We start from the raw sequence: 23,874 nt of genomic DNA on the forward strand, positions 1-23,874 counted from the left end.
GTCCCCCTTTAGTTCATCCCGGCTGAGGATGGAAATATTCGAAAATCCTGCGGGCGCTCTCGGCGCTCACCCCCGGAACCTTGCCGAGATCGGCGATCGAGGCCCGTTCGATCTCCTTCAGGGTTCCGAAATGGTGCAGCAAGGCACGTTTGCGTGACGGGCCGATGCCCGGAATCTCCTGCAAGCCGGCCTCGCGGATGTCCTTCTTGCGCAGCTTGCGGTGCGAGCCGATGACGAAGCGGTGGGCCTCGTCGCGCAGGCGCTGGATGAAATAGAGCACGGGATCGCGCGGCTCGAGTTTGATAGCCTCGCGTTCCGGCATGAACAGGGTCTCGCGGCCGGCATCCCGGTCCGGCCCCTTGGCGACCGACATCAGCGATACCTGGGCCAGCCCGAGATTTGCAAAGATCTCGCGAACGGCGTTGAGCTGGCCGCGGCCGCCGTCGATGATGACGAGGTCCGGCCATTGCGGGAAATCGTCGTCCTTGGCCTTGGCTGCCCCGTCCTCGGGCGGATTGATCAGGCGCTTGAAGCGGCGCTCGAGCACCTCGCGCATCATGGCGTAATCGTCGCCGGGCGTCAGCCCTTCCGACTTGATGTTGAACTTGCGGTACTGGTTCTTCACGAAGCCGTCGGGGCCGGCGACGATCATGGCGCCGACCGCATTGGTGCCCTGGATATGGCTGTTGTCATAGACCTCGATACGCTTGGGCGCATGCGGCAGGTTCAGCGTCGTGGCCATGGCCTCGAGCAGGCGGCTTTGCGTTGCGGTGTCCGCGAGCTTGCGGCCGAGGGCCTCGCGCGCATTGGTCAGCGCGTGGGCGACGAGCTCCTTCTTCTCGCCGCGCTTGGGCGCAGTGACCTCGACCTTGTGGCCGGCCTTGATCGACAACGCATTGGCGAGCAGCTCGCATTCCTCGATCTCGTGCGAGAGCAGGATGTTCTTCGGCGGCGGCTTGTCATCGTAGAACTGGGCGAGGAATGAGCCGAGTACTTCCTCTGGCGTAAAGCTCTTTTCCGCGCGCGGAAAATAGGCGCGGTTGCCCCAGTTCTGGCCGGTGCGGAAGAAGAACACCTCGACGCAGGAGAAGCCGCCCTCCTGGTGGATGGCGAACACGTCGGCTTCTTCCACCGTGCGCGGATTGATGCCCTGCTGCGACTGGATCGCCGACAGGGCGGCGAGGCGGTCGCGGTAGAGTGCGGCGCGCTCGAATTCGAGCTCACCCGCCGCTTTCTCCATCTCACCGGCGAGCTCCTGCTTCACCGCATGGCTCTTGCCGGACAGGAAGTCGCTCGCCTCGCGCACCAGCGTCGAATAGCCACCGAAGTCGATCTCGCGGGTGCAGGGGCCGGCGCAGCGGCGAATCTGGTAGAGCAGGCAGGGCCGGCTGCGGCTCTCGAAGAAGGAATCGGTGCAGGAGCGGATCAGGAACGCGCGCTGCAGCGCCGTGATGGTGCGGTTGACCGCGCCGGCGGAGGCGAACGGGCCGAAATAGCGGCCGGGCCGGGTCTGCGCGCCGCGATGTTTCAGGATCTGCGGCGCCCAGTGGTCGCCGGTGATCAGGATATAGGGAAACGATTTGTCGTCGCGCAGCTGCACGTTGAAGCGCGGCCGCAGCTGCTTGATGAGGTTGGCCTCCAGCAGCAGCGCCTCGGTCTCGGTGTTGGTCGAGACGATCTCCACGGTCACGGTTGCCGCGATCATGCGCAGGATGCGGGGCGGCAGCGGCGCAGTTTGGCGCGCATAGCTGGACAGGCGCTTTTTGACGTTCTTGGCCTTGCCGACATAGAGCACGTCGGCGTTCGCATTGAGCATGCGATAGACGCCGGGCGAGGTGGGTGCGAGCCGAACCGCGCGCTCGATCGCCTCGTGACCAATCGCCAGCGGGCCTTCGCCGACCGCGCCGCTCTCTTCCAGGATATCCGGCAGCAGCGCATCGTCCTCGTCGTCGCCGCCCGCTGCCGCGGGATCGACGTCCGGCGCTGCCAGGCGCTCGGCCGGCGCGTCGCTCGCAGCGGCCCGTGGCGCCTTACGCGCGCGGTCGTCCGGATTGTCGGAGGAATCGTGAACCATGGGGCGAATTTAGGTGCTGCTAGGGCCGATTTGAAGTTCCGGCCTTGCTGCACGCACAGGATGGCGGCCAGTTCCCGGTAACGCTTCCTTAAGTCTGTTAAGCGGGCGGTAACCCGACTTAACAGCCCTTTAACTTAAAACTCTCGATAAATCCTACGCGAAAAGTTCTTGGTTCCGTAACCATGCGACGGGGGCCTGCGCGGCGGCGCGGGCATCGCGAGGGTTGCGACAGTTGCGTTGGAGTGAGTGATGAAGAGGTTCGTTGTGGGCGCAGCCGCGTTGGTTGCAGCCGGCTGGACAGCTTCGGCAGAGGCCGCCGATCTCAATTACGGGCAGCGTGCACCCTATACCGTCAATCAGCCGCTCAATGCCTATAGCTGGGCAGGTCCCTATCTCGGCGGCAACATCGGCTATGAATGGGGCTCGGTCGACAACAACCCCACGAAGCCGTCGGGCTTCGTTGGCGGTGTGCAAGCCGGCTACAATTTCCAGAACGGCCCGTGGGTGTTCGGTGTCGAGGGCGACATCCAGGCAGCCGGCGCCGACGACACTTTTGCGCCGTGGAAATTCTCCAATCCGTGGTTCGGCACCCTGCGCGGCCGCGCGGGCTATGCGTTCAGCAATGTGCTGTTCTACGGCACCGCCGGCCTCGCCTTCGGCGAACTGCGTGGGCAGACCTTCGGCTGGACGGAGTCGCACACCACCGCGGGCTGGACCATCGGTGCCGGCGCGGAAGTGGGCCTCGCGCCGAACTGGAGCGCCAAGCTCGAATATCTCTACATCGATCTGTCGACGAGCCAGTTCGCAATTACGGGCGTGTCAAACGGCTATAGCGCCAGCGTGGTCCGCGCAGGCGTGAACTATCACTTCTGACATCCAAAGAAGAAAATACCGGACCAGCCTCCCGGCCGCTCGCGGCCGGGATTTTTTTGCTCAGGGCTCGCTAGGAGAGGATCACCAAATTGACCGCCTTCGGTCCCTTCCCCTTCTTGTCCGGTTCGACTTCGAAAGTAATACGTTGTCCTTCGGCAAGGTCTTTCAGTCCCGCCCGCTCCACAGCGGTGATGTGAACGAAGACATCGCGACCGCCGTCATCAGGCTTGATGAAGCCGTAGCCGCGCTCGCCGTTGAAGAACTTGACCGTTCCCGTCATGGCCATCGGGAAACTCCCCCTCATTGCTCCTCCGCCGCGACGCAGACTCACGTCACGACATGACCGGGCCTTACGGAGCCCGGGAGCTGGCCATCCTTGGACGGACCTCATCGGTCCGGCGGGATCTTTCTTGGGGCCTTCACTCCGCCGCAACCATTCGCGGAAGCGGAACGTAAAGCCAGTCACGGAAACAGCATAATACGGTTCTTTGCATATTGACTACCGGTCCTGCATATTTTTCCCAAGAATGCCGGAGTGTTACGGCCTGGCGTTAAGGCTTGGGCACCTCCAATCGGAATCTGGCAGCCCCGCCCTGGCCGAGCGGCATTTCCAGCTCGGGCAGGATGGTCTTGAGCTCGCCGTGCAGCGTATAGGGCGGATTGACGATCAGGAGCCCGGTGGAGGTGAGGGCGGCGCTGTCGGCTTGCGGCGCGACGCTGAATTCGAGGCGCAGGCATTTCCCCGGCGGCTTTGCTGCAGCTGCGAGCCGCGCGACCGTTTGGGCCAGCGTGTCGGTGGCCCGCCGGTTCTTGGCCGGATACCAAATGACATAGATACCGGTCGGCCATTTTGCGAAGGCCGCCGCGAAGGCGTCGCCGAGCCGCTCGAACTCGTCCTTGGCTTCGAACGGCGGGTCGATCAGCACGAGGCCGCGCCGCTCCTTCGGCGGCACGAAGGCCGGCAGTGCCACCCAGCCGTCGAGATCGACCACGCGGGCCTGCTCGTCGCGGCGCAGCACGTCGATCAGCGCTTTCCGCGCCTTCGGCTCGAGCTCGCAGGCGACGAGGCGGTCCTGTGGTCTGAGCAGGCCGCGCGCAATCAGCGGCGAGCCCGGATAAGCCCTGAGCTCCCCCTTCGGATTGAAGGCGCGGACGATGTCGAGATAGGGCTTGGTCAGCGCCGCGGTCTCGTTCGACAGGCGCGCCTGCAGCAGCCGCGCAATGCCGGTCAGCCATTCGCCGCCGCGGCGCGCCTCGTCGCTGTCGAGATCGTAGAGCCCGGCGCCGGCGTGGGTGTCGATGACGCGGAACGCCGCCGGCTTGTCCTGCAAGTAAGTGAGGATGCGCGCCAGCACGATGTGCTTGATGACATCGGTGAAGCTGCCGGCGTGGAAGGCGTGGCGGTAGTTCATGAAAACAGCACTACGCCACGTGATGGCTTGAGCAAAGAGGCACGATCACGTGTCCCGGACGCGGTGCAGCATGCAGCGCTGGGCCACTGAGCCGGGACCCAGCTCTTCGCGATAGGCCCCGGAGCAGCAGCGCACTACGCCGCGGTTCGCGGCGCATTGCGCTGCATCCGGGGCACGAGAGCGTGGCTACCCGCCCCTGATCGGCGGCATCGTCACCTGGTCGCGGCGGCAGGCGCGGCGCTCGATCTCGTCGCAGGCGCGGAATTGCAGGTCCTTGCTGAGGCAGATGCGGACCTCGGATAGCCGTGTCCGGTTGCAGGTGACCGAGACGGCGGCATTGCTGAGACCGGGATTGGCCTTGATGAAGGCCTCCTCGACCTCCGCCGGCGCCACGGTCTTGGCTTGCGACAGATCGAGATATTCGGCCGGGATCTTGATCGCGGCGCGCGCCTTGCGGATCGTCTCGAAATAGCTGCGGCCTTCGAGCCCGGAGCAGGTGCCGTGCTTGTCCCATTCGTTGAAGATCAGGCCCGGCGCCGGCATCAGGTCGAGCATCGAGGAGACGATGTTGCGATTCAGCCGCGGCGCCGGCCGCTGGCAGTATTCCGGAAAGCCATTCTCATATTGCGGCCACAGCCCATGCACCACGAAGGCGTAGGGCCGTCCGCCGCATTGCATCTGTGACCGGCCGCCGCGTTCGGCAGCCTCCTCGCAGAACGAGGGCGACCACGACAGCGACAGCACATAGAAATCGAACTCGCCGGGCGCGTTCTGCCGCTTATCCTGGGCCTTCGCACCGCCGGCGAGAGTTGCCAACCCGGCAGCGAGGGTCAACGAGATCATCAGACGGGACAACGAACGCAATCTGGAATGAAACATGGCGACGCCCCTCAACTAGACTGTGCGGGCAGCCTAGCAGGCGATGTGAACATTTCAAGAACAAAATTTGGAGACGATGTCGTCTTCCGGCCGATCAGCCCGAATCAGGCGCTCTTCGGATCAGGGCTTGGCGGCGCGGCAGGCCGGGTTGTAGGCCCAGTTGCGATCGACCCCGACCACGCACCACTCGACGCCGTTGCCGTAGCCGGCAAAGCCGCCGTCCTCGATGAGCGAGAAATGCACCTTGCGCACCTTGCCGTCGTTGAGCATGGCGTCAGCGGTGCAATAGCGGCGCGGAATGTTGTCGGACTGCCAGGGCCGGAACGCGACTTCTCGAACGGCCGAGAAGCCCGTGATCTTCAACGAGGAATTCCAGAACGAGCTTTCCTTCTCCCAGAACTGGGTGGCGATCGTCGGCAGCGCCTTGTCGCAATCGGCAACAGCGCCGTCGTAGCGCGGCCCGCTCAGCCAGAAATTCATTTCAAGTCCATTGGCGGCCTTGGCCTCGCCGAGCGACAGTGCCCCGAACATGAGGCCGAGCACGGCGGCAAAGCGGAGCGATTTCGTCGGGGAGGGGGCGCGCATGATCAATCCGGACGTTCAAGTCTTGCGAAGGTGGGACGGTGCCGCGAAGGCGGGGGGAGGTCAAGTGCAGCGCGGCAACACTTCGCCAGGAGTTGACCGAGACGTCGCGGCCAACTGGCCTTCGCTTCTTTTCACTTCCATCCCGGCACCGTAAACTGCCGCCAGCCAATTGGAGTGACGGGAATGCGAATCATTGCGGCCGCGGGCCTTTTTGCCGGCCTGGTTGTCTCGGGTACGATGGCGAGCCAGCTGGCGCGCGCCGATATCCTTCCGGTGCCTCCGTTCAAGGGCAACGACACCGGCGGCATCATCGCCTATTCCATGGCGAGCCAGGTCGACGCGCGGCAGGTCGCGGTCGATCACTGCGCACGCTACGGCAAGGTGGTGAAATTCCTCGGCGTGCAGGCCTATGAGGGCGGTTACATCTCGTTCTCCTGCCGCTGGGTGCCCTATGGCGCCGCCGATCGGCCGATCCGCACGCTCTACTGAGGCGTTGTCGTACGCTGCAATCTGTTAGCCGGGAGCCTTCCACATGACGCGCAAACTCGCTTTGCTCGGCTCGACGCTTTGCCTCGCGTTGTCGGCAGGCAGCGCCGGCGCCGACGACCTGCCGGTGCGCAAGGCCGGTCTTTGGGAAATGAAGCTGGTCACATCAGGCTCGCCCGTGCCGGAGATGACCATGCAGCACTGCACCGACGAGACCGTCGACAAGGAGATGAGCAATAACGTCTCCCCGATGGCCAAGCAGATCTGCGCCAAGCAGGAGATCAAGAAGACCGCGACCGGCTATGTCAGCGATTCCGAGTGCAGCGTCGCCGGCGTCAGCACGACCTCGCATGCCGAGATCACTGGCGATTTCAACTCGGCCTACACGGTGAAGACGACCTCGCATGCGCAAGGCGGCGTCGCCGGCGCGGCGGGCCGCGATAACACCACGAAGCTGCAAGCCAAGTGGCTAGGAGCCTGCAAGCCGGAGCAGAAGCCCGGCGACATCGTGATGCCCGGCGGCTTCAAGATGAACGTGCGCGACATGGACAAGCTGAAGGCGCTGCTGCCGAAATAGGCGGGTGTTATTGCAACACGTGCGCCAACGGGCCGTCCTTGGCCGCCAAGGCTGACCAGCCCGGCTTCCTTCCGGCCTCCAATCTCGCGAAATAGTCATCGCGTAGAAGGATTTTGGCGGCGACAGGGCCGCCGGCTTCATCCCACGCGACGGTGAAATCGTGGGTCGAGCCGGGAGGGACGAAGCGAGAGCTTTCGTTGACGAACGACGCCGGATTGGCGAACGGCAGGTTCGCCGCGTCGTGCCACTCGGGCTCAATCGGGGTTGGGCAGCGATTGTAGAGCCACACGTCGCTACAGATCTTCCCGTTTCGATCGAGCATGTAGGCGTAGGCCACCTTGCCATCATCCTCGATGATGACTGCGCTCCCATCGAACGGTGAGACGAATTTGGCGACGAATCCGTCCATGCCATTCATGCTTTCTCTAACTCCGCAGGATTGGTGCGCCTGTGGCTGCGCCGCATTCAGCTACACCGGTATCCTTACGCTCGCCCTCAAGCCCCCCATCGGGCTGTCACCCAGCGTGATGTCGCCGCCATGCGAGCGAGCGATGTCGCGGGCGATGGCAAGGCCGAGGCCCGTGCCGCCCTCGTCCTGGTTGCGGGCGTTGTCCAGCCGCAGGAACGGCTTGAACACCTCTTCGCGCAAGTGCGCGGGAATGCCCGGGCCGTCGTCGTCGATCGTGACGGTGAGATAACGGTGATCGCGCTGGCCGGTGATGGCGATGGCCTTGCCGTAGCGCGCCGCGTTGGTGACGAGGTTGGCGAGGCAGCGCTTGAACGAGGCCGGCTTCACGGTCACCACCGGCAGGCCGTGGAAGGATACCGTCGCGGTGTGGCCGTGGCGTTCGGCGTCGCTGCGCAGCTCCTCGAGCGCCTGCGCCATGTCGGTCGGCTGCGACTGCTCGCCGGAATCGCCGCGGGCGAAGGCGAGATAATCCTCCAGCATCATCGACATCTCGTCGACATCCTTGCGCATGCCCTCGAGCTCCGGGCTGTCGCCGATCAGCGCCAGCTCGAGCTTGAAGCGGGTCAGGATGGTGCGCAGATCGTGGCTGACACCGGCGAGCATCGCGGTGCGCTGCTCCATCGTGCGCTCGATGCGCGACTTCATTTCGAGGAAGGCGACCGCTGCGCGCCGCACCTCGCGCGCGCCGCGCGGACGGAAATTCGGCGCCTCGCGGCCCTTGCCAAAACTTTCGGCGGCATCGGCAAGGCGGAGGATCGGCTTGATCTGGTTGCGCAGGAACAGCACCGCGACGATCAAGAGGATCGAGGACGTGCCGACCATCCAGAACAGGAAGATCTCCGAGTTCGACGCATAAGCGGCGCTGCGCTGCGCGAACACGCGCATCACGGCATCGTCGAGCTGGATGCGGATCTCGACGAGGTTGGAGCGGCCGACCGTGTCGATCCAGAACGAGCGCCCGATCTGGCGGCCGAGCTGCACCGACAGCGTCTGGTCGAGCAGTGAGAAGAACGGCTTTGGCCCTGGCGGCGGCATGTCGCCGGCGGGCAGGAAATCGACGACGAGGCCGAGACGCTGCTGCGCGATGCGGCGGATCTGGTCGCGGTCCTTGTCTTGCGGATAGCCCTTATAGACATCGATCAGCGCGGCGATGTCCTGCACCACGGCAGCGGACAATCTGCGCGTCACCGTGTTCCAGTGCCGCTCCATGAACACGAAGGCGACGACCGATTGCAGCACCACCATCGGCACGATCATGATGAGGAGCGCGCGGGCATAGAGGCCGGTCGGCATCCAGCCCTTGAAGGCATTGCCCATCCAGCCATTCGCCGCCGAAACGCGGCCGGCGGCGCTCTTCAGAAGCGTCAGGCCGGTATCGATCGTGCTCATCTAGCGCGCTTCACTAATTTATGGCGAGGCCACCAAGCGGTAGCCGATGCCGCGCACCGCCTGGAGGAACAGCGGATTGGCGGGATCGGTCTCGATCTTGCGCCTGAGGCGGTTGATCTGCACGTCGACGGCGCGCTCGTTGACGCTGCCATTGCCGGTCAGTGCGCTGCGCGGCACGGTCTCGCCCGGCGTCTCCGCGAGAATCCGCAGCATCTCGCGCTCGCGATCGGTGAGGTGGATGACCTCCTCGCCCTGGCGCAATTCGCCGCGATCGAGATGGTAGACGTAGGGACCGAACGCGATCTTCTCGACGGTCGTGGCCTGCGGCGGCGGCGCGGCGCGCTTGAGGATGTTGTTGATGCGCAGCGCAAGCTCGCGCGGCTCGAACGGCTTTGCGACGTAATCGTCAGCGCCGATCTGAAGACCTTCGATGCGGGCCTCCGCCTCATGCCGCGCCGTCAGCATCACGATCGGCACCGAGGACGAGGCCCGGATGAAACGGGCAAGGTCGAAGCCGGTCTCGCCGGGCATCATCACGTCGAGGATCAAGAGATCGAAATGCAGGCCCAGCAGTTTCGAGCGCGCATCGCTGGCGCTCGCCGCGGTGGTGACGCGGTAGCCTTCACTGGCGAGAAAGCGCGAGAGCAGATCGCGGATGCGGCGGTCGTCATCGACCAGCAGCAGATGCGGGGCATCGTCGGCCGGTTGCACCGGCGGGCGGGCGAGCGTGGCAGCGAGCACGGTCACTCCTTGGCGTCGTGGTTGACGGAAGCGAAGATCGTCTCGAGCACCTTGTCCGGATCGTCGCGGTCGATCATCGCGCGCAGGAAGCGCTTCACGGTCTCGGCGTCTTGCGGAGCCATCTCCGCGAGCGCCCTGGTGATCCGCGTGGTCTGGAGCCCGGCGAGCTTCTGCACCAGCGCCTCGCCCTTCGGTGTCGCGTAGAGCAGGCGCTGGCGACGGTCATTGTCGCCGGTCTTCTGCACGATGTAGCCCTCGTCCAGGAGCTGCTTGAGCACCCGGCCGAGCGACTGTTTTGTGATGCGCAGGACGTCGAGCAGGTCGGCGACCTTGAGGCCGGGATAGCGATAGACGAAATGCATGACCCGGTGGTGGGCGCGGCCGAACCCAAACGCCTCCAGCTCCTGGTCGGGGTCGCCGACGAAGTCGCGATAGGCGAAGAACAAGAGCTCGATGATATCCCAGCGCAAATTGCCTCCATCCGACGCGGCGGGCCGAGATTCGGCGACGTCAGGAGGAGCGGTTATGAAATTTATGTCAGGCATATTGACGTATCTTGGGTTCAATGTTACAAAACGATCGACCCGCACGAAATTTTAGATCGCTTCGCGTCGGGTGGACCAATCGGAGCAAGGCGGCCGGAGAGAGCCGGACAGGCGACGACGGCCGATCAGATCTATCGTGCGATTGTCGAGCGGCATTTCGGCAAAACATACTGGACTTCCGCCTTCCGCAAAAGCATGTCCTCGGCGACATGCTGGCCACGGAAACCGGCCGTAACAAGGCTGGCGGTGGTCCGGCAGAAACCAATCAAGCCGGCCGGGCCCCCCAACGCGGGGCAGGCGGGCGCCAGAACAGCGCCATAACCGGCAGCGGGAGGCAAGAACATGAGCATGAAATTCGACATCCAGCCCGCATCCAATCCGACGTCCGAAAAGGACCGTACCGCCAAGCTGGTGGACCCCGGCTTCGGGCGGGTCTTCACCGATCACATGGCGATCGTCCGCTACAATCAGGCCAAGGGCGGCTGGTATGAGGCGCGGATCGAGGCGCGCGCCAACTTCCAGCTGGATCCGGCCGGCGCGGTCCTGCACTACGCCCAGGAAATCTTCGAGGGCCTGAAGGCCTACAAGCGCGACGATGGCGGCGTGAACCTGTTCCGCCCCGACGCCAATGCGCGGCGCTTCAGGGACTCGGCGGACCGGATGGCAATGGCCCAGTTGCCTGAGGACGTCTTCATCGAGGCGGTCGAGCAGGTCGTTCGCATCGACCGTGCCTGGATGCCGGGCGGCGAGGGCAGCCTTTACTTGCGGCCCTTCATGATCGCGAGCGAGACCTTCCTCGGCGTCAAGCCGTCGTCCGAATATATCTTTGCGGTGATCGCTTCGCCCGTCGGCTCCTACTTCAAGGGCGGGCCTGCGCCGGTCTCGATCTGGGTGTCCGAGAATTATACCCGCGCCGCGATCGGCGGCACCGGCGCGGTCAAATGCGGTGGCAATTATGCCGCGAGCCTGCGCGCCCAGGCCGAAGCGATCCAGCACGGCTGCGATCAGGTCGTGTTCCTCGATGCGGTCGAGCGCCGCTATATCGAGGAGCTCGGCGGCATGAACATCTTCTTCGTGTTCGACGACGGCTCGCTCTCGACGCCGCCGCTCGGCACGATCCTGCCGGGCATCACCCGCGACTCCATCATCACGCTGGCCCGCGATGCCGGCAAGACCGTGCGCGAGGAGCCGTATTCGCTCGAGCAGTGGCGCAAGGATGCGGCGTCAGGCAAGCTGAAGGAAGCGTTTGCCTGCGGCACTGCCGCCGTCATCTCGCCGATCGGCAAGGTGCGCTCGGTGAGCGGCGATTTCGAGATCTCGGGCGGCGCCGCCGGCCCCGTCGCCATGGGCCTGCGCAAGCAGCTCATCGACATCCAGTACGGCCGCACCAACGATCCCCACGACTGGATCCGCAAGGTCTTCTAGGACTCTTGTGTCCCGGACGCGGCGCAGCGCTTCTTTAGCGGTGCGCCGCAGAGCCGGGACCCATCCCAGCGTCAATGGACCCCTGATCAGCAGCGCACCACGCCGCCAAGAGACGGCGCGCTGCGCAGCATCCGGGGAACGCCGGCTGTCATCATCTGGCACGAGCAGCCGTAGGACGGTTGCCGCCTCCCGCGTCGGCTGGTAAACGCCGCGCATGGCCGAGAAACCCAAAAAACCCCAGAAACTGAAGGCGCGCCTGCCGCGCGGGCTCGAGGATCGCGATCCCGCCGCGATCCGGGCGACGCGCGAGATGGTCGAGAAGATCCGCGCCGTCTACGAGCTCTACGGTTTCGAGCCGGTGGAGACGCCGGCGATGGAGTACACCGACGCGCTCGGAAAATTCCTGCCCGATCAGGATCGTCCGAACGAGGGTGTGTTCTCGTTCCAGGACGACGACGAGCAGTGGATCAGCCTGCGCTATGATCTGACCGCACCGCTCGCGCGCTACGTCGCTGAAAATTTCGACACGCTGCCAAAGCCCTATCGCAGCTATCGCGCCGGCTATGTGTTTCGCAACGAGAAGCCCGGCCCCGGCCGCTTCCGCCAGTTCATGCAGTTCGACGCCGATACCGTGGGCTCGGCCACGCCGGGGGCGGATGCCGAGATCTGCATGATGGCAGCCGACACGATGGAAGCGCTTGGCATTCAGCGCGGCCAGTATGTGGTGAAGGTGAACAATCGCAAGGTGCTCGACGGCGTTTTGGAAGCGATCGGGCTTGGCGGTGACGACAATGCGGCACGCCGACTGACCGTGCTGCGAGCGATCGATAAGCTGGACAAGTTTTCCGCCGACGAAGTGCGCAAGCTGCTTGGTCCTGGACGATGGGATGGCGGCGAAGAAGGCAAGGGCGACTTCACGAAAGGCGCCAATTTGAGCGCGGCGGAAGCTGACGTTGTTCTCGCCATCACCAAGCCGCGCGAAGATTGGAAAGAGGCTATCTCGGCGGCAGAGACTTATCTCGCCAAGAGCGAAGTCGGTCAGGCTGGTGTCAGCGAGCTGGAAGAGATCGCCAAGCTGGTGACGGCGTCGGGTTACGGTGCAGATCGCATCAAGATCGATCCCTCCGTCGTGCGCGGCCTCGAATATTACACCGGCCCCGTCTACGAGGTCGAACTGCTGCTCGATACCAAGGACGAGAAGGGCCGCCCGGTACGCTTCGGCTCGGTCGGTGGCGGCGGACGTTACGATGGCCTCGTCTCGCGCTTCCGCGGCGAGCCGGTGCCGGCGACCGGTTTCTCGATCGGCGTGTCGCGGCTGCAGGCGGCGCTGACCCTGCTCGGCAAGCTCGACACGCGCCCCGAGTTCGGGCCCGTCGTCGTCACCGTGTTCGACCGCGACCGCGTCGCCGACTACCAGAAGATGGTGGCAAGCCTTCGCACTGCCGGCATCCGTGCCGAGCTCTATCTCGGCAATCCCAAGAACATGGGCAACCAGCTCAAATATGCCGATCGCCGCAACTCACCTTGCGTCATCATCCAGGGCTCGGACGAGAAGGCGCGCGGCGAGGTGCAGGTCAAGGACCTGATCGAGGGCGCCAAGGCGGCCGCCGCGATCGCCTCCAACCAGGAATGGCGCGAGAGCCGGCCCGCACAGTTCTCGTGCAGCGAGGCCGATCTCGTCGCCAAGGTGCGCGAGGTCTTGGCGCGCCATGACGTGAGCTGGGGCTAGCTATTCGCAGGCAGCGTCATGCCCGGGCTTGTCCCGGGCATCCACGTCTTGTTTGATGGCGACCGTCAATGGCCGGTGTGCGGCCGCAAGGGAGAGAAGAATGCCTGAGATCACCATCAGCATGGCCGAAGGCCGTACCGACGAACAGAAGGCCGGCATGATGCGCGACATCACCCAGGCGCTGGTGAAGAATCTCGGCGTCGATGCCGATGCCGTCGTCATCCAGATCAACGAAGCCCCGCTCCGCCACAAGATGAAGGGCGGCAAGACCTTCGTGGAGCGCGCGGCGGCTGCGAAGAAGTGACGCGTTAGCGTCATTCCGGGGCAGCCCGTCAGGGCTGAACCCGGAATCTCGAGCCATAAACTTCTGGATTCCGGGTTCGCGCTTCGCGCGCCCCGGAATGACGAGCGATCAAGATGGACGCACGCGACTTCATCACGATCGGCATGAGCGCCGAGCGTACGCTGGTGGTCCCGGCGGAGCGCACGGTCGGGCATTTCGTGCCCGGCATGCCTTTCGTTTATGCGACGCCGATGATGATCCTGGAGATGGAGATGACATCGGGCGATGCGATCCGCGCCGCGCTTCAGCCGGGCTGGGTCACCGTCGGCACCGAGGTCGACATCCGCCATCTTGCCGCCGCGCCCGTCGGGGCGACGGTGCGGACCACCGCAAAGGTGGTCGCAGTCGAGCGCCGCGTCATCCGCTTCGAGGTCGAGGCATTCGAGGGCACGCGCAAGCTCGGCCAGGGCCGCCACGCCCGCGGGCTCGTCAATGTCGAGATGTTCAACAAGCGGCTAGCCGTGGGCACGACGCCGTAGGGTGGGCAAAGGCGCGTGGCGTCGTGCCCACCATCTTTCCGCGACCGCGATGAAGTTGGTGGGCACGCTGTCGCTTTGCCCATCCTACGGGACCTGTTTACTTCGCCAGTTCCTTCGACCGCTTCGTCGCCGCCGCGATGGCGCGGATCATCAATTCGCGCAGGCCGGGCTCGCCCATCAGCACGCCGAGCGCCGCGGCCGTGGTGCCGCCGGGCGAGGTGACGTTCTGGCGCAGCGTGCTGGCGGGCAGCTCCGACCGGTGCAGCAGCTCGCCGGAGCCGGCGACGGTCTCGCGGGCGAGCTTCGTCGCCAGCGCCTCGGGCAATCCCGCTTCCACCCCGGCGCGGGCGAGCTCCTCGGCGAGCAGGAAGACATAGGCCGGCCCCGAGCCGGAGACGGCCGTCACCGCGTCCATCAATCCTTCATCCTCGACCCATTCCACCGAGCCGGTGGCGCGCAGCAGCGCATCGGCCACCGCGCGCTGCGCGGGGCTGACGTTCTTCGCCGCGACCGCAACGGTGATGCCGCGGCCGATCGCGGCCGGCGTGTTCGGCATTGCGCGCACCACGGCGCCGCCGCAGACCTCTTCAAGCGAGGCGATCGTGGTGCCCGCCATGATCGAGACCACCGAGGTCTTGTCCGAGACGAACGGCTTCAGCTTGGCGCCGGCCTCGCGGAACATCTGCGGCTTCACCGCGACGACCAGCGTGTCGATCGTGCCGGCGGTCGTCACGTCGGGATTGAGCGCGACGCCCTTGGCGGCCAGCGCGGAGATCTCGGGCGCAATGTGCGGATCGATCACCGCGACGCGGCGCGGATCGAGCCCGCCCGCAAGCCATCCGGTCAGCATCGCGCCGCCCATCTTGCCGGCGCCGGCGAGCAGGATGGTTCCGGTGATGTTTTGGAGGGTGTTGTTGGTTGCCACTGTGATCACCCAAGCAAAAGTTGTCGTCCCTGCGAACGCAGGGACCCATAACCACAGGCGGTTCTAGTGGATGAAGGTGGTGGCAACAAGCCGCATGCCAAAAGGTCCATCACGCGGTATGGGTCCCGGATCGGCGCTCCGCCCTGGACAACGCTTCGCGTTGCCAGCAGCTTCGCTTGTCCGGGACGACGGCGGGGAGGGAGCTGCGGCTCCCTCACGTCCTGCGAGACCTACGCCTCGCCCACTGTGTCGAACATCGCCGCGTCCATGGCCTGCGCGGTGGTCTTGCCGGCCCACACCACGAACTGAAACGCGGGGAAGTAGCGCTCGCAGGCGTGAATGGCGCCGGCGAGCATGGCCTCGCATTGCGCGGTCGAGGCGGTGAGGCCGCCCGGTAGCACCAAGGCCTGGCGGTGCATGATCAAGCCGGTGTTGGTCCACAGATCGAAATGGCCGACCCACAGCTGCTCGTTCACGGCGGCGACGAGCCGCTGCACCTCGCTTCGCCGCGGCAGCGGAATTTTCATGTCGAATGCGCAGGCCAGATGCAGCGCCTCGATCTCGCCCATCCAGGTGAAGGAGAGCTGGTAGTCGGTCCATTGTCCCTTCGAGACAATCGTGAGTTCGTCTTCGCCGGAGCGTTCGAACGGCCAGTTGTTGCTGGCAGCAATGTCCTCGACCACCGCGAGCGGATGGCTTCTGGAATCGATAGTGCCTTCGAGCAGGGACATGCCGTCTCGACCTCTTGCCTTCTTGTTGTCTTTGATACGCACGCGGTTGGGCCCGGCGCGCGCTCCCTAAACGTCGGTACGGCGATCTCTGGGGTCGCTCTCGCGATCCCCTCGGATCAACGCGGGCCTGTCGCGGATCAAGTGATGTGATTTGCGGAATCTGCGCAACGGGGTCGCGAGTCCGTCCACAAGCCAGGACTCGTTCGTCCACAGCTCATCTCCGCCACAATTCTTAACAGATGAGAACAAACCGGAATCGGATTCTCCAAAGGCGCTCGGGGCAAATTCCGCCATGCGAGGGCCGAACCGCCGCGGCGGCATGGGACCATGCGCTTTGCCCATGCGGAACGCGCTTGCCGCCACCGCTTACCGGCGGCATATTTCCTCGCAGGCCGTTCATTCCGGATGGCCGATGTTCTCAGGGCGGGGTGAAAGTCCCCACCGGCGGTAAGGGCCGAAAGGCCCAAGCCCGCGAGCGCCTTCCGTGAGGGTTATCCCGAAGGAAGGGTCAGCAGATTCGGTGCAACTCCGAAGCCGACGGTCAAAGTCCGGATGAAAGAGAACGGTCGCTGGCAGACGCATCGAGAGGATGCGGCTGTTTGTCGTTCCGTGTGCCCTGATTCTGGTCCTTAAACCGAGGAAAGCCATGAATCAGATGTTGCAAGATCCCCAAACCGAAACGTCCCAGCCCACCCAGCCGCCGGTTCCACAGGGCCCGGTGACGGAGCATCCGCGCTTCGCAAAGCCGCAGCGGGTGGCCTTCGTGCAGGCCTGCTGGCACCGCGACGTGGTCGCGGAGGCCCGCATCGCCTTCCTGAAGGAGGCGGAGGCGCGGCACCTCACCCACGTCGACGTGTTCGAAGTGCCGGGCTCGTTCGAGATCCCGCTGCACGCTCAGGTCCTCGCCAAGACGCGGCGCTACACCGCGATCGTCGCCGCGGGCCTCGTCGTTGACGGCGGCATCTACCGCCACGAATTTGTCGCCGACACCGTGATCAAGGCGCTGATGGATGTGCAGCTCCGCACCGAGGTGCCGGTGTTCTCGGCCGTGCTGACGCCGCAGCAATTCCACGAGACCGAGGTGCACTACGACTTCTTCCGCAAGCATTTTGCCATCAAGGGCGTGGAGGTCGCGGCAGCCTGCGCCGAGACGTTGCTCGGCCTGGAGCGCCTGCGCGGCCAAGTCGCGGCGGGCATCGTGGGGTAGGCAGACTGCCGTAGGGTGGGCAAAGCGCAAGCGTGCCCACCGCATTCGCTATCGAAGTCATTCCGGGGCTCGCGTAGCGAGAACCCGGAATCTCGAGATTCCGGGTTCGGCGCTGACGCGCCGCCCCGGAATGACAATAAAGAAAAATCAGTCAAACAGGCTCGACACCGACTCTTCCGCCGCGGTGCGCGCGATCGCGTCCGAGATCAGGCTGGCGATCGGCAGCGTGCGGATGTTCGGCGCCTTGGTCACCGCCTCGGTCGGCAGGATCGAGTCGGTGATCACCAGCTCCTTCAGCTTCGAGCCGGAGATACGCGCGGCGGCGCCGCCGGAGAGCACGCCATGGGTGATGTAGGCGTAGACGTCCTTGGCGCCCTTGGCGAGCAGCGCGTCGGCCGCGTTCACCAGCGTGCCGCCGGAATCGACGATGTCGTCGACCAGGATGCAACTGTAGCCGGAGACATCGCCGATCACGTTCATGACTTCGGATTCGCCCGGACGCTCGCGGCGCTTGTCGACGATCGCGAGCGGGGTGTTGATGCGCTTCGCAAGGCCGCGGGCGCGGGCCACGCCGCCGACGTCGGGCGACACCACCATCACCTTGCCGAGGTCGAAACGTTCGCGGATGTCGCGCACCATCAGGGGGGCAGCGAACAAATTGTCGGTCGGGATATCGAAGAAGCCCTGGATCTGGCCGGCATGCAGGTCGAGCGTCATGACGCGGTCGACACCGGCATGGGTGATCAGATTGGCGACGAGCTTGGCCGAGATCGGCGTGCGCGAGCCGGAGCGGCGGTCCTGCCTGGCATAGCCGAAATAGGGGATCACTGCGGTGATGCGGCGCGCCGAGGAGCGGCGCAGCGCGTCGGTGATGATCAGAAGCTCCATCAGATTGTCGTTGGCCGGGAACGACGTCGACTGGATGATGAAGGCATCCGAGCCGCGGATGTTCTCCTGAACCTCGACGAATATCTCCATGTCGGCGAACCGCCGCACCACCGCTTTGGTCAGCGGCATGTCGAGACCCTGCGCGATAGCCTGGGCGAGAGCCGGATTGGAGTTGCCGGCGACAAGCTTGATGGAGCCGTTTTTGGCCGACATGGACGCTTCCTCCCGCGCTTTGCTGGATACGACGTTCAACATCAGAAAATACCCACAGGCAGCACGGTTACGACGGGCGAGGAAATATCAGGCCGGGGGCTCAAATGGCAACCCGGGATGCTACGTTTTCCCTGCGAAAATCCCGAGTCGGGCCAACGGCTTGGCCGTGACTTGAGCCCGTGGTTTAGCGGGGGTTATCGCTCGGCATAGCCGAGCGCTGTGGCCGGCATCTCCGCCCCCGGGACCTCCGGAGTAGCGCTCGCCACGGCCGGTCCCCGCAAGCCTGGCGCTGCGCTAGGTGCATCCGGCGTTCCGTTGATCATGTTGGAAAGTCCGCTGAATCCAGCCTGGGCGATCTTCCGCAGCACGAGGTCGTCGGCGGCCGCCCAAGCATCACGTGTCGCGTCGCGACCACCCTTGGCCGACGTCGGTTCCTCGCCGGACAGGCGCAGCGCCCGTTGCTGGTTGGCGTCATAGACGTCCCAGACCCAGGCGATCACGGTCTTGCCGCGGACGACCTGGGCGGAGAGATAGCTGCGCACGCGGTAGGCGGCCGTGCCCTCGCGGGAGACGACGGACAGGCTGCGTAGCTTGGATTCGCTGTCGAGCACGCCGACCATGCGGTCGAACACTTGCGGCGGCGGCCCGTCGATGGATTCGAAGGCCACCGTCGCCCCGCTGCCGCCGCTCGGCGCCATCGCATAGGAGTTGGCGGCACCACCGCCGCCTCCGGCGCAGCCGCCAAGCATGGTCGCCGCCGCAAGCAGCATGACCGCCAGCACGCGCGAGCCGGCGCGGCGCAGAAAAGATGACGCTTCCCTCATTGGAGGGCAGCGATATCGTTAAAATCGATTAAGGTCTAGGGCAGAGGCGACACAAAACAGGGGTGTCCGGAATTCGTATGTCGCCCGGGTGTGCAATGGCGTGTTCGCGTCCCGGGCGCGCTGGGCGCATAGTGCCGCTGCGCTGAACCGGGACCCAGAAGGCAACGAGATCGAAATTGCGGAGATATGGGCCCCGGCTCAGCGGCGCATCACTTGCGTGCTGCGCCGCGTCCAGGGCACGAGCCCTCACCCCTCCAGCGCGATCGCGTGAATGTGCCGGCCGTAGTCCGGCTCCTTGCGATGCACCGAGCGGCGGTAGCTGAAGAAGCGTTCGTCGGCGTAGGTGTCGAGCCCGAGATCGTCGATCATCAGGATGCCGGCGGCTTCGAGCCGCTTGCGGATGAATCCAGCGAGATCGAACATCGCATGGCCCTCGCGCACCGACGGGATGAAGAACACGGCGTTGTCCGCATCCGCCTCGATGAAGCGCGCGACGAACTCGTTGCCGACCTCGTAGCTGTCCTGGCGGATCAGGGGGCCGATCGCGGCGATGATGCCGCCGCGCGTGGCACCGAGTTTCTCCATCGCCGAGATCGTTGCTTCCAGCACGCCTGATAGCGCGCCCTTCCAGCCGGCATGCGCGCCGCCGATCACGCGCGCATTGGGATCGACGAACAGCACCGGCCCGCAATCGGCGGTGGAGACGCCGAGCGCGATGCCGGGCGTCTTCGTCACCAGCGCATCGCCCCTCGGCCGCGGGCCGTTCGGCCACGGCGCCTCCGCCACGAGCACGTCGGGCGAATGAATCTGGTGCAGGCTGAGGAAGCGTTCGGGCGCGACGCCGACATGTTCAGCCATGCGGCGGCGGTTCTCGGCGACCAGGGTCTGATCGTCGTTGGAGCCGAGCCCGCCGTTCAGCGCGGAATAAATGCCGCCGGAGACGCCGCCCTCGCGGGTGAAGAAGGCATGGCGCAGGCCGGGCACGCCGGACAGCAGCGACGAAGCAAGCGTCATGAGGCCTCTCCAGCCTGTTCGAGATCGCTGAGGCCGGCAAGGCCCGATAGCCGGGGCTCGGAGATGCCGAGCACCTTGAACATCGAGCCCATGCCGCCACGCCCGGTATCGGTCAGGCGCTTGAGCGCCACCGAAATGTCGGTAGCCACCTCCAGCGCCGCCTTCTGCATCAGGGCGGCGGCGCGGGTGTCGATGCCGATCCGCTTGAGGAAGTCGCCTTGCGTCACCGGGCCGTGCACGCGGGCGCCGACATCCTCGGCCGCGCGCGCCAGCGCCTGGAAGTCGACATGGGCGGTGACGTCGGCCTGGCCCGGCGCCTTCAAGGGATCGGCGAAAGTGTGGCGCGCGATGGCCTGGAAGGTGTCGCCGGCATCGCTGCGCAGATGACCGTAGTCGATGATCAGCGCCGCGCCGTCCTGGTCGCGCACGCGCGTGGCGAGCTTCATGATTTCGCCGTCCGGCCGCCACTCGAACACGGCGCCGACGGGAGCTGCGCGCACCAGGGACGGCAGCAGCACGTCGAAGCGTGGCGTCGGCTCCGGCGCCGCGCCGAACTGAAGCTTTCCGTTGGGATCGATCTCGATCACGCGCTCGTGCCAGCCGTTCTCGTGGCGGATCATCTGATGGATCGGCAGCACGTCGAAATATTCGTTGGCGAGGATGATGCTCGGGCCTTCCGGCACCTCGTCGATGCTGTCGTGCCAGGCGATGTTGCGCACGTTGGCGAGCGTCGCGCTCTGCCGTTCACGCAAGACGGGATTGACCTCGACCAAGTGGATGTGCAGCGCCTGGTAGAGCGGCGGCAGCACGCGCAATGCGCGCAGCGCATCGGCCATCATGGTGCCGCGGCCGGGGCCGAGCTCGATCAGCCGCAAAAATTGCGGCGAGCCCATCTGCTTCCACACCGAGGCGGTCCACAGGCCCAAGAGCTCGCCGAACATCTGGCTGACTTCGGGCGCGGTGGTGAAGTCGCCTTCACGCCCCAAGGGATCGCGCGAGACGTAATAGCCGTAGCGCGGGTGCATCAGGCACAGTTCCATGTACCGCCAGACCGGCATCGGGCCTGAGGATTTGATCAGCGCCTTGATCTCGTTGAGGAGCGGCTGGTCGGTCACGGCGTGCTTTCTCGAAATGAATTAACGAACGGCCTCGATCGGCTTCGGCGCACCGCGCCTCACAGCCCATACAATAAGTATGAGGCCTACAATAAGCATCGGGATCGACAACAGCATGCCCATGGTTAATCCGCCCCAGAGGAAACCGAGCTGGGCGTCGGGTTCGCGGAAATGCTCGCCGGCGATCCGGGTCAGGCCGTAGATCAGGATGAAGCTGCCGAGGATCATGCCGGCGCGTTTCAGCGCACCGAAGCGGATCATGATCGCGAGCACGGTGAACAGCAGGATGCCCTCCATGCCGGCTTCATAAAGCTGGCTCGGATGGCGCGGCAGCTGCGTCGGATCATTGGGGAAGATCATCGCCCACGGCAGGCTCGGGTCCGTGGCGCGGCCCCACAATTCGCCATTGATGAAATTGGCGATCCGTCCGAGCAGCAGCCCGACCGGGGCGACTGCGGTGGTGATGTCGCCGAGCGACAGGATCGAGATCCGGTTGCGGTAGGCGAACCACATCACCGCGACGACGCAGCCGAGGAAGCCGCCATGGAACGACATGCCGCCCTCCCACAATCTGAAGATCGCGGCGGGATGATCGATAAAGAAGGGCAGGTTGTAGAACAGTACATAGCCGGTGCGGCCGCCGAGGATGATGCCCAGCGTGACCCAGAGGATGAAGTCGTCGACCTGCACCAGTGAGATCGGCGCCGGCCCGCCCCATAGGCGCTCGTTCTTCAGCAGCGAGCGCGCATAGAGCCAGCCGAATACGATGCCGCAGATATAGGCGAGCGCGTACCAGCGGATCGCGAACGGGCCGATCTCGATCGCGATCGGCTTGAAGGCGGGAAAGTCGATCAGCAGAAAGGGCATCGCGCCTTCTATGTCCAAGCCAGATCGCGGCGGTCGAGCGCCAGCGGACGCCCTGTGATTCTTCTTATGCAGGGACGTTGAATACGATTGCAAGGAAACCGGCGCATGACAAGGATACCGCCGCTTCGCCCTTGAACCGGTCCAATCAGATTGCCATTGTCTCTTCCAGAGTTCGCGCAAAGTTTATCGGAGGCCCGCCATGACCCAGACCAGCAACCGGTTTTTCGACGAGATCGGCCGCCTGATGAACGACGCCGCCGGTGCCGCCCAGGGCGTCAAGCGCGAATTCGATACGGTAATGCGCAGCCAGGCCGAAAAATTCCTGCGCGACATGGATCTCGTCAAGCGCGAGGAATTCGAAGCCGTCAAGGACATGGCGCGCCTGGCGCGTGAGGAGAATGAGGCCCTGAAGGCGCGGATTGCCGCGCTGGAGGCGAAACTGGGCGGATAATTCCGGTCCCGTAGCCCGGATGAGCGAAGCGATATCCGGGATCTTGCCCCAACTACCGCCGGTCCCGGATGTCGCTTCGCTCATCCGAGCTACTTCGTGCCAGCCCATTCTCCTTGTCATTTCCGCATCTTCCGGGTAAAAGCCCGCCACGTTCGCGGCCCCCGCACCCCTGGAGGCTTGCTGCGGACGATGCCATGGGCCGCCTTGCGGCCCATTAACTTTTGCAAAAACAAGGACTTAACGACATGGCGACGACCGTCAAGGAATTGAAGGCGACCGCACGTCCGAAGAGCGGCAAGGGGGCCGCCCGGGCAGAGCGTCGCGCCGGGAGAGTGCCCGGAGTGATCTACGGCAACAACCAGCCCCCGCTGACGATCTCGATTGAAGATCGTGAACTGCGCCAGCGCATCCTCGCCGGCCGGTTCCTGACCACGCTGGTCGACATCGACCTCGACGGCAAGAAGCACCGCGTGATTCCGCGCGACTATCACCTCGATCCGGTCAAGGACTTCCCGATCCATGTCGACTTCATGCGGCTCGGCGAAGGCGCCACCATCCGCATCAGCGTTCCCTTGCATGTCGTGAAGGCGGAAGGCTCGCCGGGCGTGAAGCGCGGCGGCACCGTCAACATCGTCGCCCACGCGATCGAGCTCGAATGCGGCGTCGAGAGCATCCCGCAATACATCGAGGCTGATGTCGGTTCGCTCGAGATCGGTCACTCGCTGCATCTGTCGGACATCAAGCTGCCGGCCGGCGTGAAGGCGCTGACGCGCGAGGACGCGACCCTCGTCACCATCGTGCCGCCGTCCGGCTACGCCGAAGAGCAGAAGGCCGCGGCTGCGGCGGCTGCCGCTGGCGCTGCTCCGGGCGCTGCGGCTGCTCCGGCGGCTGGTGCGGCTGCTCCGGCTGCTGCTGCTCCCGCGGCGGCTGCCAAGGCTCCCGCCGGCGGCGACAAGAAGAAGTAATCTCTCAAAGCTGGCGCGCGGTCCTTGATCGCGCGCCGAGCGAGGGGCGCGCCGCGTCATGCGACTCTTTGTTGGGCTCGGCAATCCCGGCGCGAAATACGCACGTAACCGGCACAATATCGGCTTCATGGCCGTCGACGAGATCGCGCGGCGTCATGGCTTCGCGCCATGGCGCCGTCGTTTTCAGGGCGAGACCTCCGAGGGCTCGCTGGGCACTGAGCGCGTGATCCTGCTCAAGCCCACGACCTACATGAACGAGTCCGGCCGCAGCGTTCAGGAAGCGGCAGGCTTCTTCAAGATCGCCGAGGGCGATGTCACCGTGTTGCATGACGAACTCGAGCTGCCGCCGGGCAAGGTGCGGGTGAAGATCGGCGGCGGCATCGCCGGCCACAACGGCCTGCGCTCGATCTCGGCGCATATCGGCAACGACTATCGCCGAGTGCGGCTCGGCATCGGTCATCCCGGCGTCAAGGAGCTGGTGCACGGCTACGTGCTGTCGGACTTCGCCAAGACCGACAACGAATGGGTGGCGACGCTCTGCGACGCGGTCGCCGAGCATGCGGCGCTGCTTGCCAAAGGCACGGACGCGACCTTCGCCAACAGGGTGCATCTCGCCATGCAGGCGAAGGGATTTTTGACCAAGGACGAGAACGGCAAGGAATAACGCT

General features: G+C 65.0%; 27 protein-coding genes and 1 riboswitch. Of the genes, 11 read left to right on the plus strand and 16 right to left on the minus strand.

Going from position 1 to position 23,874, the window contains the following annotated elements:
• Positions 1–13: 13 nt before the first annotated feature.
• The gene (uvrC, locus tag P6U29_RS06465) at positions 14–2,074 is read right to left on the minus strand and encodes an excinuclease ABC subunit UvrC (protein WP_407116833.1); all 2,061 of its coding nucleotides are present in this window, start codon (positions 2,072–2,074) and stop codon (positions 14–16) included.
• Between the two features lie 249 nt (positions 2,075–2,323).
• Here uvrC and P6U29_RS06470 point away from each other — a divergent pair, with 249 nt between their 5' ends.
• Positions 2,324–2,947 (plus strand): outer membrane protein, encoded by a 624-nt coding sequence (locus P6U29_RS06470; RefSeq protein WP_407116834.1) that lies wholly within the window; start codon positions 2,324–2,326, stop codon positions 2,945–2,947.
• Between the two features lie 70 nt (positions 2,948–3,017).
• On the opposite strand, the gene P6U29_RS06475 is transcribed toward P6U29_RS06470, so the two are convergent.
• From P6U29_RS06475 to P6U29_RS06490, 4 genes are all read right to left on the minus strand, one after another.
• Positions 3,018–3,233 (minus strand): cold-shock protein, encoded by a 216-nt coding sequence (locus P6U29_RS06475; RefSeq protein ID WP_008544396.1) that lies wholly within the window; start codon positions 3,231–3,233, stop codon positions 3,018–3,020.
• 265 nt (positions 3,234–3,498) lie between these two features.
• On the minus strand, positions 3,499–4,359 hold the full coding sequence (locus P6U29_RS06480) for a 23S rRNA (adenine(2030)-N(6))-methyltransferase RlmJ (RefSeq protein ID WP_407116835.1): 861 nt from the start codon (positions 4,357–4,359) through the stop codon (positions 3,499–3,501).
• A gap of 186 nt (positions 4,360–4,545) precedes the next feature.
• The gene (locus tag P6U29_RS06485; RefSeq protein ID WP_407116836.1) at positions 4,546–5,238 is read right to left on the minus strand and encodes a ribonuclease T2 family protein; all 693 of its coding nucleotides are present in this window, start codon (positions 5,236–5,238) and stop codon (positions 4,546–4,548) included.
• A gap of 120 nt (positions 5,239–5,358) precedes the next feature.
• A complete protein-coding gene (locus tag P6U29_RS06490; protein ID WP_407116837.1) occupies positions 5,359–5,823 on the minus strand; it encodes a hypothetical protein in 465 nt (154 codons plus the stop codon).
• A 183-nt stretch (positions 5,824–6,006) separates the two neighbouring features.
• Between P6U29_RS06490 and P6U29_RS06495 the strand changes: the two genes are divergently transcribed.
• Together P6U29_RS06495 and P6U29_RS06500 are read left to right on the plus strand one after the other, a co-directional pair.
• A complete protein-coding gene (locus P6U29_RS06495) occupies positions 6,007–6,312 on the plus strand; it encodes a hypothetical protein (protein WP_407116838.1) in 306 nt (101 codons plus the stop codon).
• Positions 6,313–6,355: 43 nt separating this feature from the next.
• Positions 6,356–6,886, plus strand: coding sequence for a DUF3617 domain-containing protein (locus tag P6U29_RS06500; protein WP_407116839.1), 531 nt, complete (start codon positions 6,356–6,358; stop codon positions 6,884–6,886).
• A 7-nt stretch (positions 6,887–6,893) separates the two neighbouring features.
• On the opposite strand, the gene P6U29_RS06505 is transcribed toward P6U29_RS06500, so the two are convergent.
• The 4 genes from P6U29_RS06505 to P6U29_RS06520 are packed head-to-tail and all read right to left on the minus strand — an operon-like array spanning position 6,894 to position 10,030.
• A complete protein-coding gene (locus P6U29_RS06505) occupies positions 6,894–7,304 on the minus strand; it encodes a hypothetical protein (protein WP_407116840.1) in 411 nt (136 codons plus the stop codon).
• Positions 7,305–7,355: 51 nt separating this feature from the next.
• Entirely contained in the window at positions 7,356–8,744 is a 1,389-nt protein-coding gene (locus P6U29_RS06510; RefSeq protein WP_407116841.1) for an ATP-binding protein, read from the minus strand.
• A gap of 18 nt (positions 8,745–8,762) precedes the next feature.
• Entirely contained in the window at positions 8,763–9,491 is a 729-nt protein-coding gene (locus P6U29_RS06515; protein ID WP_407116842.1) for a response regulator, read from the minus strand.
• On the minus strand, positions 9,488–10,030 hold the full coding sequence (locus P6U29_RS06520; RefSeq protein ID WP_407116843.1) for a MarR family winged helix-turn-helix transcriptional regulator: 543 nt from the start codon (positions 10,028–10,030) through the stop codon (positions 9,488–9,490). The genes P6U29_RS06515 and P6U29_RS06520 overlap by 4 nt, the downstream gene beginning before the upstream one ends.
• 342 nt (positions 10,031–10,372) lie before the next feature.
• On the opposite strand from P6U29_RS06520, the gene P6U29_RS06525 reads away from it, so the two are divergent.
• From P6U29_RS06525 to P6U29_RS06540, 4 genes are all read left to right on the plus strand, one after another.
• On the plus strand, positions 10,373–11,455 hold the full coding sequence (locus P6U29_RS06525; protein WP_407116844.1) for a branched-chain amino acid aminotransferase: 1,083 nt from the start codon (positions 10,373–10,375) through the stop codon (positions 11,453–11,455).
• Positions 11,456–11,669: 214 nt separating this feature from the next.
• On the plus strand, positions 11,670–13,184 hold the full coding sequence (gene hisS / locus P6U29_RS06530; RefSeq protein WP_407116845.1) for a histidine--tRNA ligase: 1,515 nt from the start codon (positions 11,670–11,672) through the stop codon (positions 13,182–13,184).
• Positions 13,185–13,239: 55 nt separating this feature from the next.
• Positions 13,240–13,488 carry a 4-oxalocrotonate tautomerase family protein gene (locus tag P6U29_RS06535; protein ID WP_407116846.1) on the plus strand — a complete coding sequence of 83 codons (249 nt, stop codon included), beginning with the start codon at positions 13,240–13,242 and terminating at the stop codon, positions 13,486–13,488.
• Positions 13,489–13,601: 113 nt separating this feature from the next.
• Positions 13,602–14,006, plus strand: coding sequence for a thioesterase family protein (locus P6U29_RS06540; RefSeq protein WP_407116847.1), 405 nt, complete (start codon positions 13,602–13,604; stop codon positions 14,004–14,006).
• Between the two features lie 97 nt (positions 14,007–14,103).
• On the opposite strand, the gene proC is transcribed toward P6U29_RS06540, so the two are convergent.
• Entirely contained in the window at positions 14,104–14,931 is an 828-nt protein-coding gene (proC, locus tag P6U29_RS06545) for a pyrroline-5-carboxylate reductase (RefSeq protein WP_407116848.1), read from the minus strand.
• 230 nt (positions 14,932–15,161) lie between these two features.
• The gene (locus P6U29_RS06550; protein ID WP_407116849.1) at positions 15,162–15,662 is read right to left on the minus strand and encodes a YbjN domain-containing protein; all 501 of its coding nucleotides are present in this window, start codon (positions 15,660–15,662) and stop codon (positions 15,162–15,164) included.
• A gap of 410 nt (positions 15,663–16,072) precedes the next feature.
• Positions 16,073–16,230: riboswitch (FMN riboswitch) on the plus strand.
• 78 nt (positions 16,231–16,308) lie between these two features.
• On the opposite strand from P6U29_RS06550, the gene P6U29_RS06555 reads away from it, so the two are divergent.
• Positions 16,309–16,869, plus strand: coding sequence for a 6,7-dimethyl-8-ribityllumazine synthase (locus P6U29_RS06555; RefSeq protein WP_407116850.1), 561 nt, complete (start codon positions 16,309–16,311; stop codon positions 16,867–16,869).
• Positions 16,870–17,016: 147 nt separating this feature from the next.
• Here P6U29_RS06555 and P6U29_RS06560 read toward each other — a convergent pair whose 3' ends face one another.
• The 5 genes from P6U29_RS06560 to lgt all read right to left on the minus strand — a co-directional run bounded on the left by P6U29_RS06560 (position 17,017) and on the right by lgt (position 21,790).
• The gene (locus P6U29_RS06560) at positions 17,017–17,970 is read right to left on the minus strand and encodes a ribose-phosphate pyrophosphokinase (protein WP_407116851.1); all 954 of its coding nucleotides are present in this window, start codon (positions 17,968–17,970) and stop codon (positions 17,017–17,019) included.
• Between the two features lie 194 nt (positions 17,971–18,164).
• On the minus strand, positions 18,165–18,794 hold the full coding sequence (locus P6U29_RS06565; protein ID WP_407116852.1) for a hypothetical protein: 630 nt from the start codon (positions 18,792–18,794) through the stop codon (positions 18,165–18,167).
• Between the two features lie 246 nt (positions 18,795–19,040).
• Positions 19,041–19,808 carry a peptidoglycan editing factor PgeF gene (pgeF, locus tag P6U29_RS06570; protein ID WP_407116853.1) on the minus strand — a complete coding sequence of 256 codons (768 nt, stop codon included), beginning with the start codon at positions 19,806–19,808 and terminating at the stop codon, positions 19,041–19,043.
• On the minus strand, positions 19,805–20,923 hold the full coding sequence (locus tag P6U29_RS06575) for a class I SAM-dependent methyltransferase (RefSeq protein ID WP_407116854.1): 1,119 nt from the start codon (positions 20,921–20,923) through the stop codon (positions 19,805–19,807). Before P6U29_RS06575 ends, pgeF begins: the two co-directional genes overlap by 4 nt.
• 21 nt (positions 20,924–20,944) lie before the next feature.
• Positions 20,945–21,790, minus strand: a complete 846-nt coding sequence (lgt, locus tag P6U29_RS06580; RefSeq protein ID WP_407116855.1) for a prolipoprotein diacylglyceryl transferase — start codon at positions 21,788–21,790, stop codon at positions 20,945–20,947.
• A gap of 199 nt (positions 21,791–21,989) precedes the next feature.
• Between lgt and P6U29_RS06585 the strand changes: the two genes are divergently transcribed.
• The 3 genes from P6U29_RS06585 to pth all read left to right on the plus strand — a co-directional run bounded on the left by P6U29_RS06585 (position 21,990) and on the right by pth (position 23,870).
• Complete coding sequence (locus tag P6U29_RS06585; RefSeq protein ID WP_027575783.1) at positions 21,990–22,241, plus strand: accessory factor UbiK family protein; 252 nt, start codon at positions 21,990–21,992, stop codon at positions 22,239–22,241.
• Positions 22,242–22,486: 245 nt separating this feature from the next.
• Positions 22,487–23,206, plus strand: a complete 720-nt coding sequence (locus P6U29_RS06590; protein ID WP_407116856.1) for a 50S ribosomal protein L25/general stress protein Ctc — start codon at positions 22,487–22,489, stop codon at positions 23,204–23,206.
• A gap of 58 nt (positions 23,207–23,264) precedes the next feature.
• Positions 23,265–23,870: an aminoacyl-tRNA hydrolase gene (gene pth / locus P6U29_RS06595; RefSeq protein ID WP_407116857.1), complete on the plus strand. Its 606-nt coding sequence runs from the start codon at positions 23,265–23,267 to the stop codon at positions 23,868–23,870.
• Positions 23,871–23,874 lie beyond the last annotated feature (4 nt).

Origin of the sequence: Bradyrhizobium sp. LMG 9283, from assembly GCF_045571415.1 — a bacterium.
Taxonomy (GTDB): Bacteria; Pseudomonadota; Alphaproteobacteria; order Rhizobiales; family Xanthobacteraceae; genus Bradyrhizobium.

Bases quoted from the DNA above. Each gene is read 5' to 3' on its own strand.
- P6U29_RS06555 (WP_407116850.1), top strand. From the start codon at position 16,309: ATGAATCAGATGTTGCAAGATCCCCAAACCGAAACGTCCCAGCCCACC.
- P6U29_RS06560 (WP_407116851.1), bottom strand. From the start codon at position 17,970: ATGTCGGCCAAAAACGGCTCCATCAAGCTTGTCGCCGGCAACTCCAAT.
- pgeF (WP_407116853.1), bottom strand. From the start codon at position 19,808: ATGACGCTTGCTTCGTCGCTGCTGTCCGGCGTGCCCGGCCTGCGCCAT.
- P6U29_RS06540 (WP_407116847.1), top strand. From the start codon at position 13,602: ATGGACGCACGCGACTTCATCACGATCGGCATGAGCGCCGAGCGTACG.
- lgt (WP_407116855.1), bottom strand. From the start codon at position 21,790: ATGCCCTTTCTGCTGATCGACTTTCCCGCCTTCAAGCCGATCGCGATC.
- P6U29_RS06525 (WP_407116844.1), top strand. From the start codon at position 10,373: ATGAGCATGAAATTCGACATCCAGCCCGCATCCAATCCGACGTCCGAA.
- P6U29_RS06550 (WP_407116849.1), bottom strand. From the start codon at position 15,662: ATGTCCCTGCTCGAAGGCACTATCGATTCCAGAAGCCATCCGCTCGCG.
- P6U29_RS06485 (WP_407116836.1), bottom strand. From the start codon at position 5,238: ATGTTTCATTCCAGATTGCGTTCGTTGTCCCGTCTGATGATCTCGTTG.
- P6U29_RS06495 (WP_407116838.1), top strand. From the start codon at position 6,007: ATGCGAATCATTGCGGCCGCGGGCCTTTTTGCCGGCCTGGTTGTCTCG.
- P6U29_RS06480 (WP_407116835.1), bottom strand. From the start codon at position 4,359: ATGAACTACCGCCACGCCTTCCACGCCGGCAGCTTCACCGATGTCATC.
- P6U29_RS06520 (WP_407116843.1), bottom strand. From the start codon at position 10,030: ATGCCTGACATAAATTTCATAACCGCTCCTCCTGACGTCGCCGAATCT.
- P6U29_RS06470 (WP_407116834.1), top strand. From the start codon at position 2,324: ATGAAGAGGTTCGTTGTGGGCGCAGCCGCGTTGGTTGCAGCCGGCTGG.
- P6U29_RS06535 (WP_407116846.1), top strand. From the start codon at position 13,240: ATGGCGACCGTCAATGGCCGGTGTGCGGCCGCAAGGGAGAGAAGAATG.
- P6U29_RS06490 (WP_407116837.1), bottom strand. From the start codon at position 5,823: ATGCGCGCCCCCTCCCCGACGAAATCGCTCCGCTTTGCCGCCGTGCTC.
- uvrC (WP_407116833.1), bottom strand. From the start codon at position 2,074: ATGGTTCACGATTCCTCCGACAATCCGGACGACCGCGCGCGTAAGGCG.
- P6U29_RS06475 (WP_008544396.1), bottom strand. From the start codon at position 3,233: ATGGCCATGACGGGAACGGTCAAGTTCTTCAACGGCGAGCGCGGCTAC.
- P6U29_RS06565 (WP_407116852.1), bottom strand. From the start codon at position 18,794: ATGAGGGAAGCGTCATCTTTTCTGCGCCGCGCCGGCTCGCGCGTGCTG.
- P6U29_RS06500 (WP_407116839.1), top strand. From the start codon at position 6,356: ATGACGCGCAAACTCGCTTTGCTCGGCTCGACGCTTTGCCTCGCGTTG.
- P6U29_RS06590 (WP_407116856.1), top strand. From the start codon at position 22,487: ATGGCGACGACCGTCAAGGAATTGAAGGCGACCGCACGTCCGAAGAGC.
- P6U29_RS06585 (WP_027575783.1), top strand. From the start codon at position 21,990: ATGACCCAGACCAGCAACCGGTTTTTCGACGAGATCGGCCGCCTGATG.
- P6U29_RS06505 (WP_407116840.1), bottom strand. From the start codon at position 7,304: ATGAATGGCATGGACGGATTCGTCGCCAAATTCGTCTCACCGTTCGAT.
- hisS (WP_407116845.1), top strand. From the start codon at position 11,670: ATGGCCGAGAAACCCAAAAAACCCCAGAAACTGAAGGCGCGCCTGCCG.
- pth (WP_407116857.1), top strand. From the start codon at position 23,265: ATGCGACTCTTTGTTGGGCTCGGCAATCCCGGCGCGAAATACGCACGT.
- P6U29_RS06510 (WP_407116841.1), bottom strand. From the start codon at position 8,744: ATGAGCACGATCGATACCGGCCTGACGCTTCTGAAGAGCGCCGCCGGC.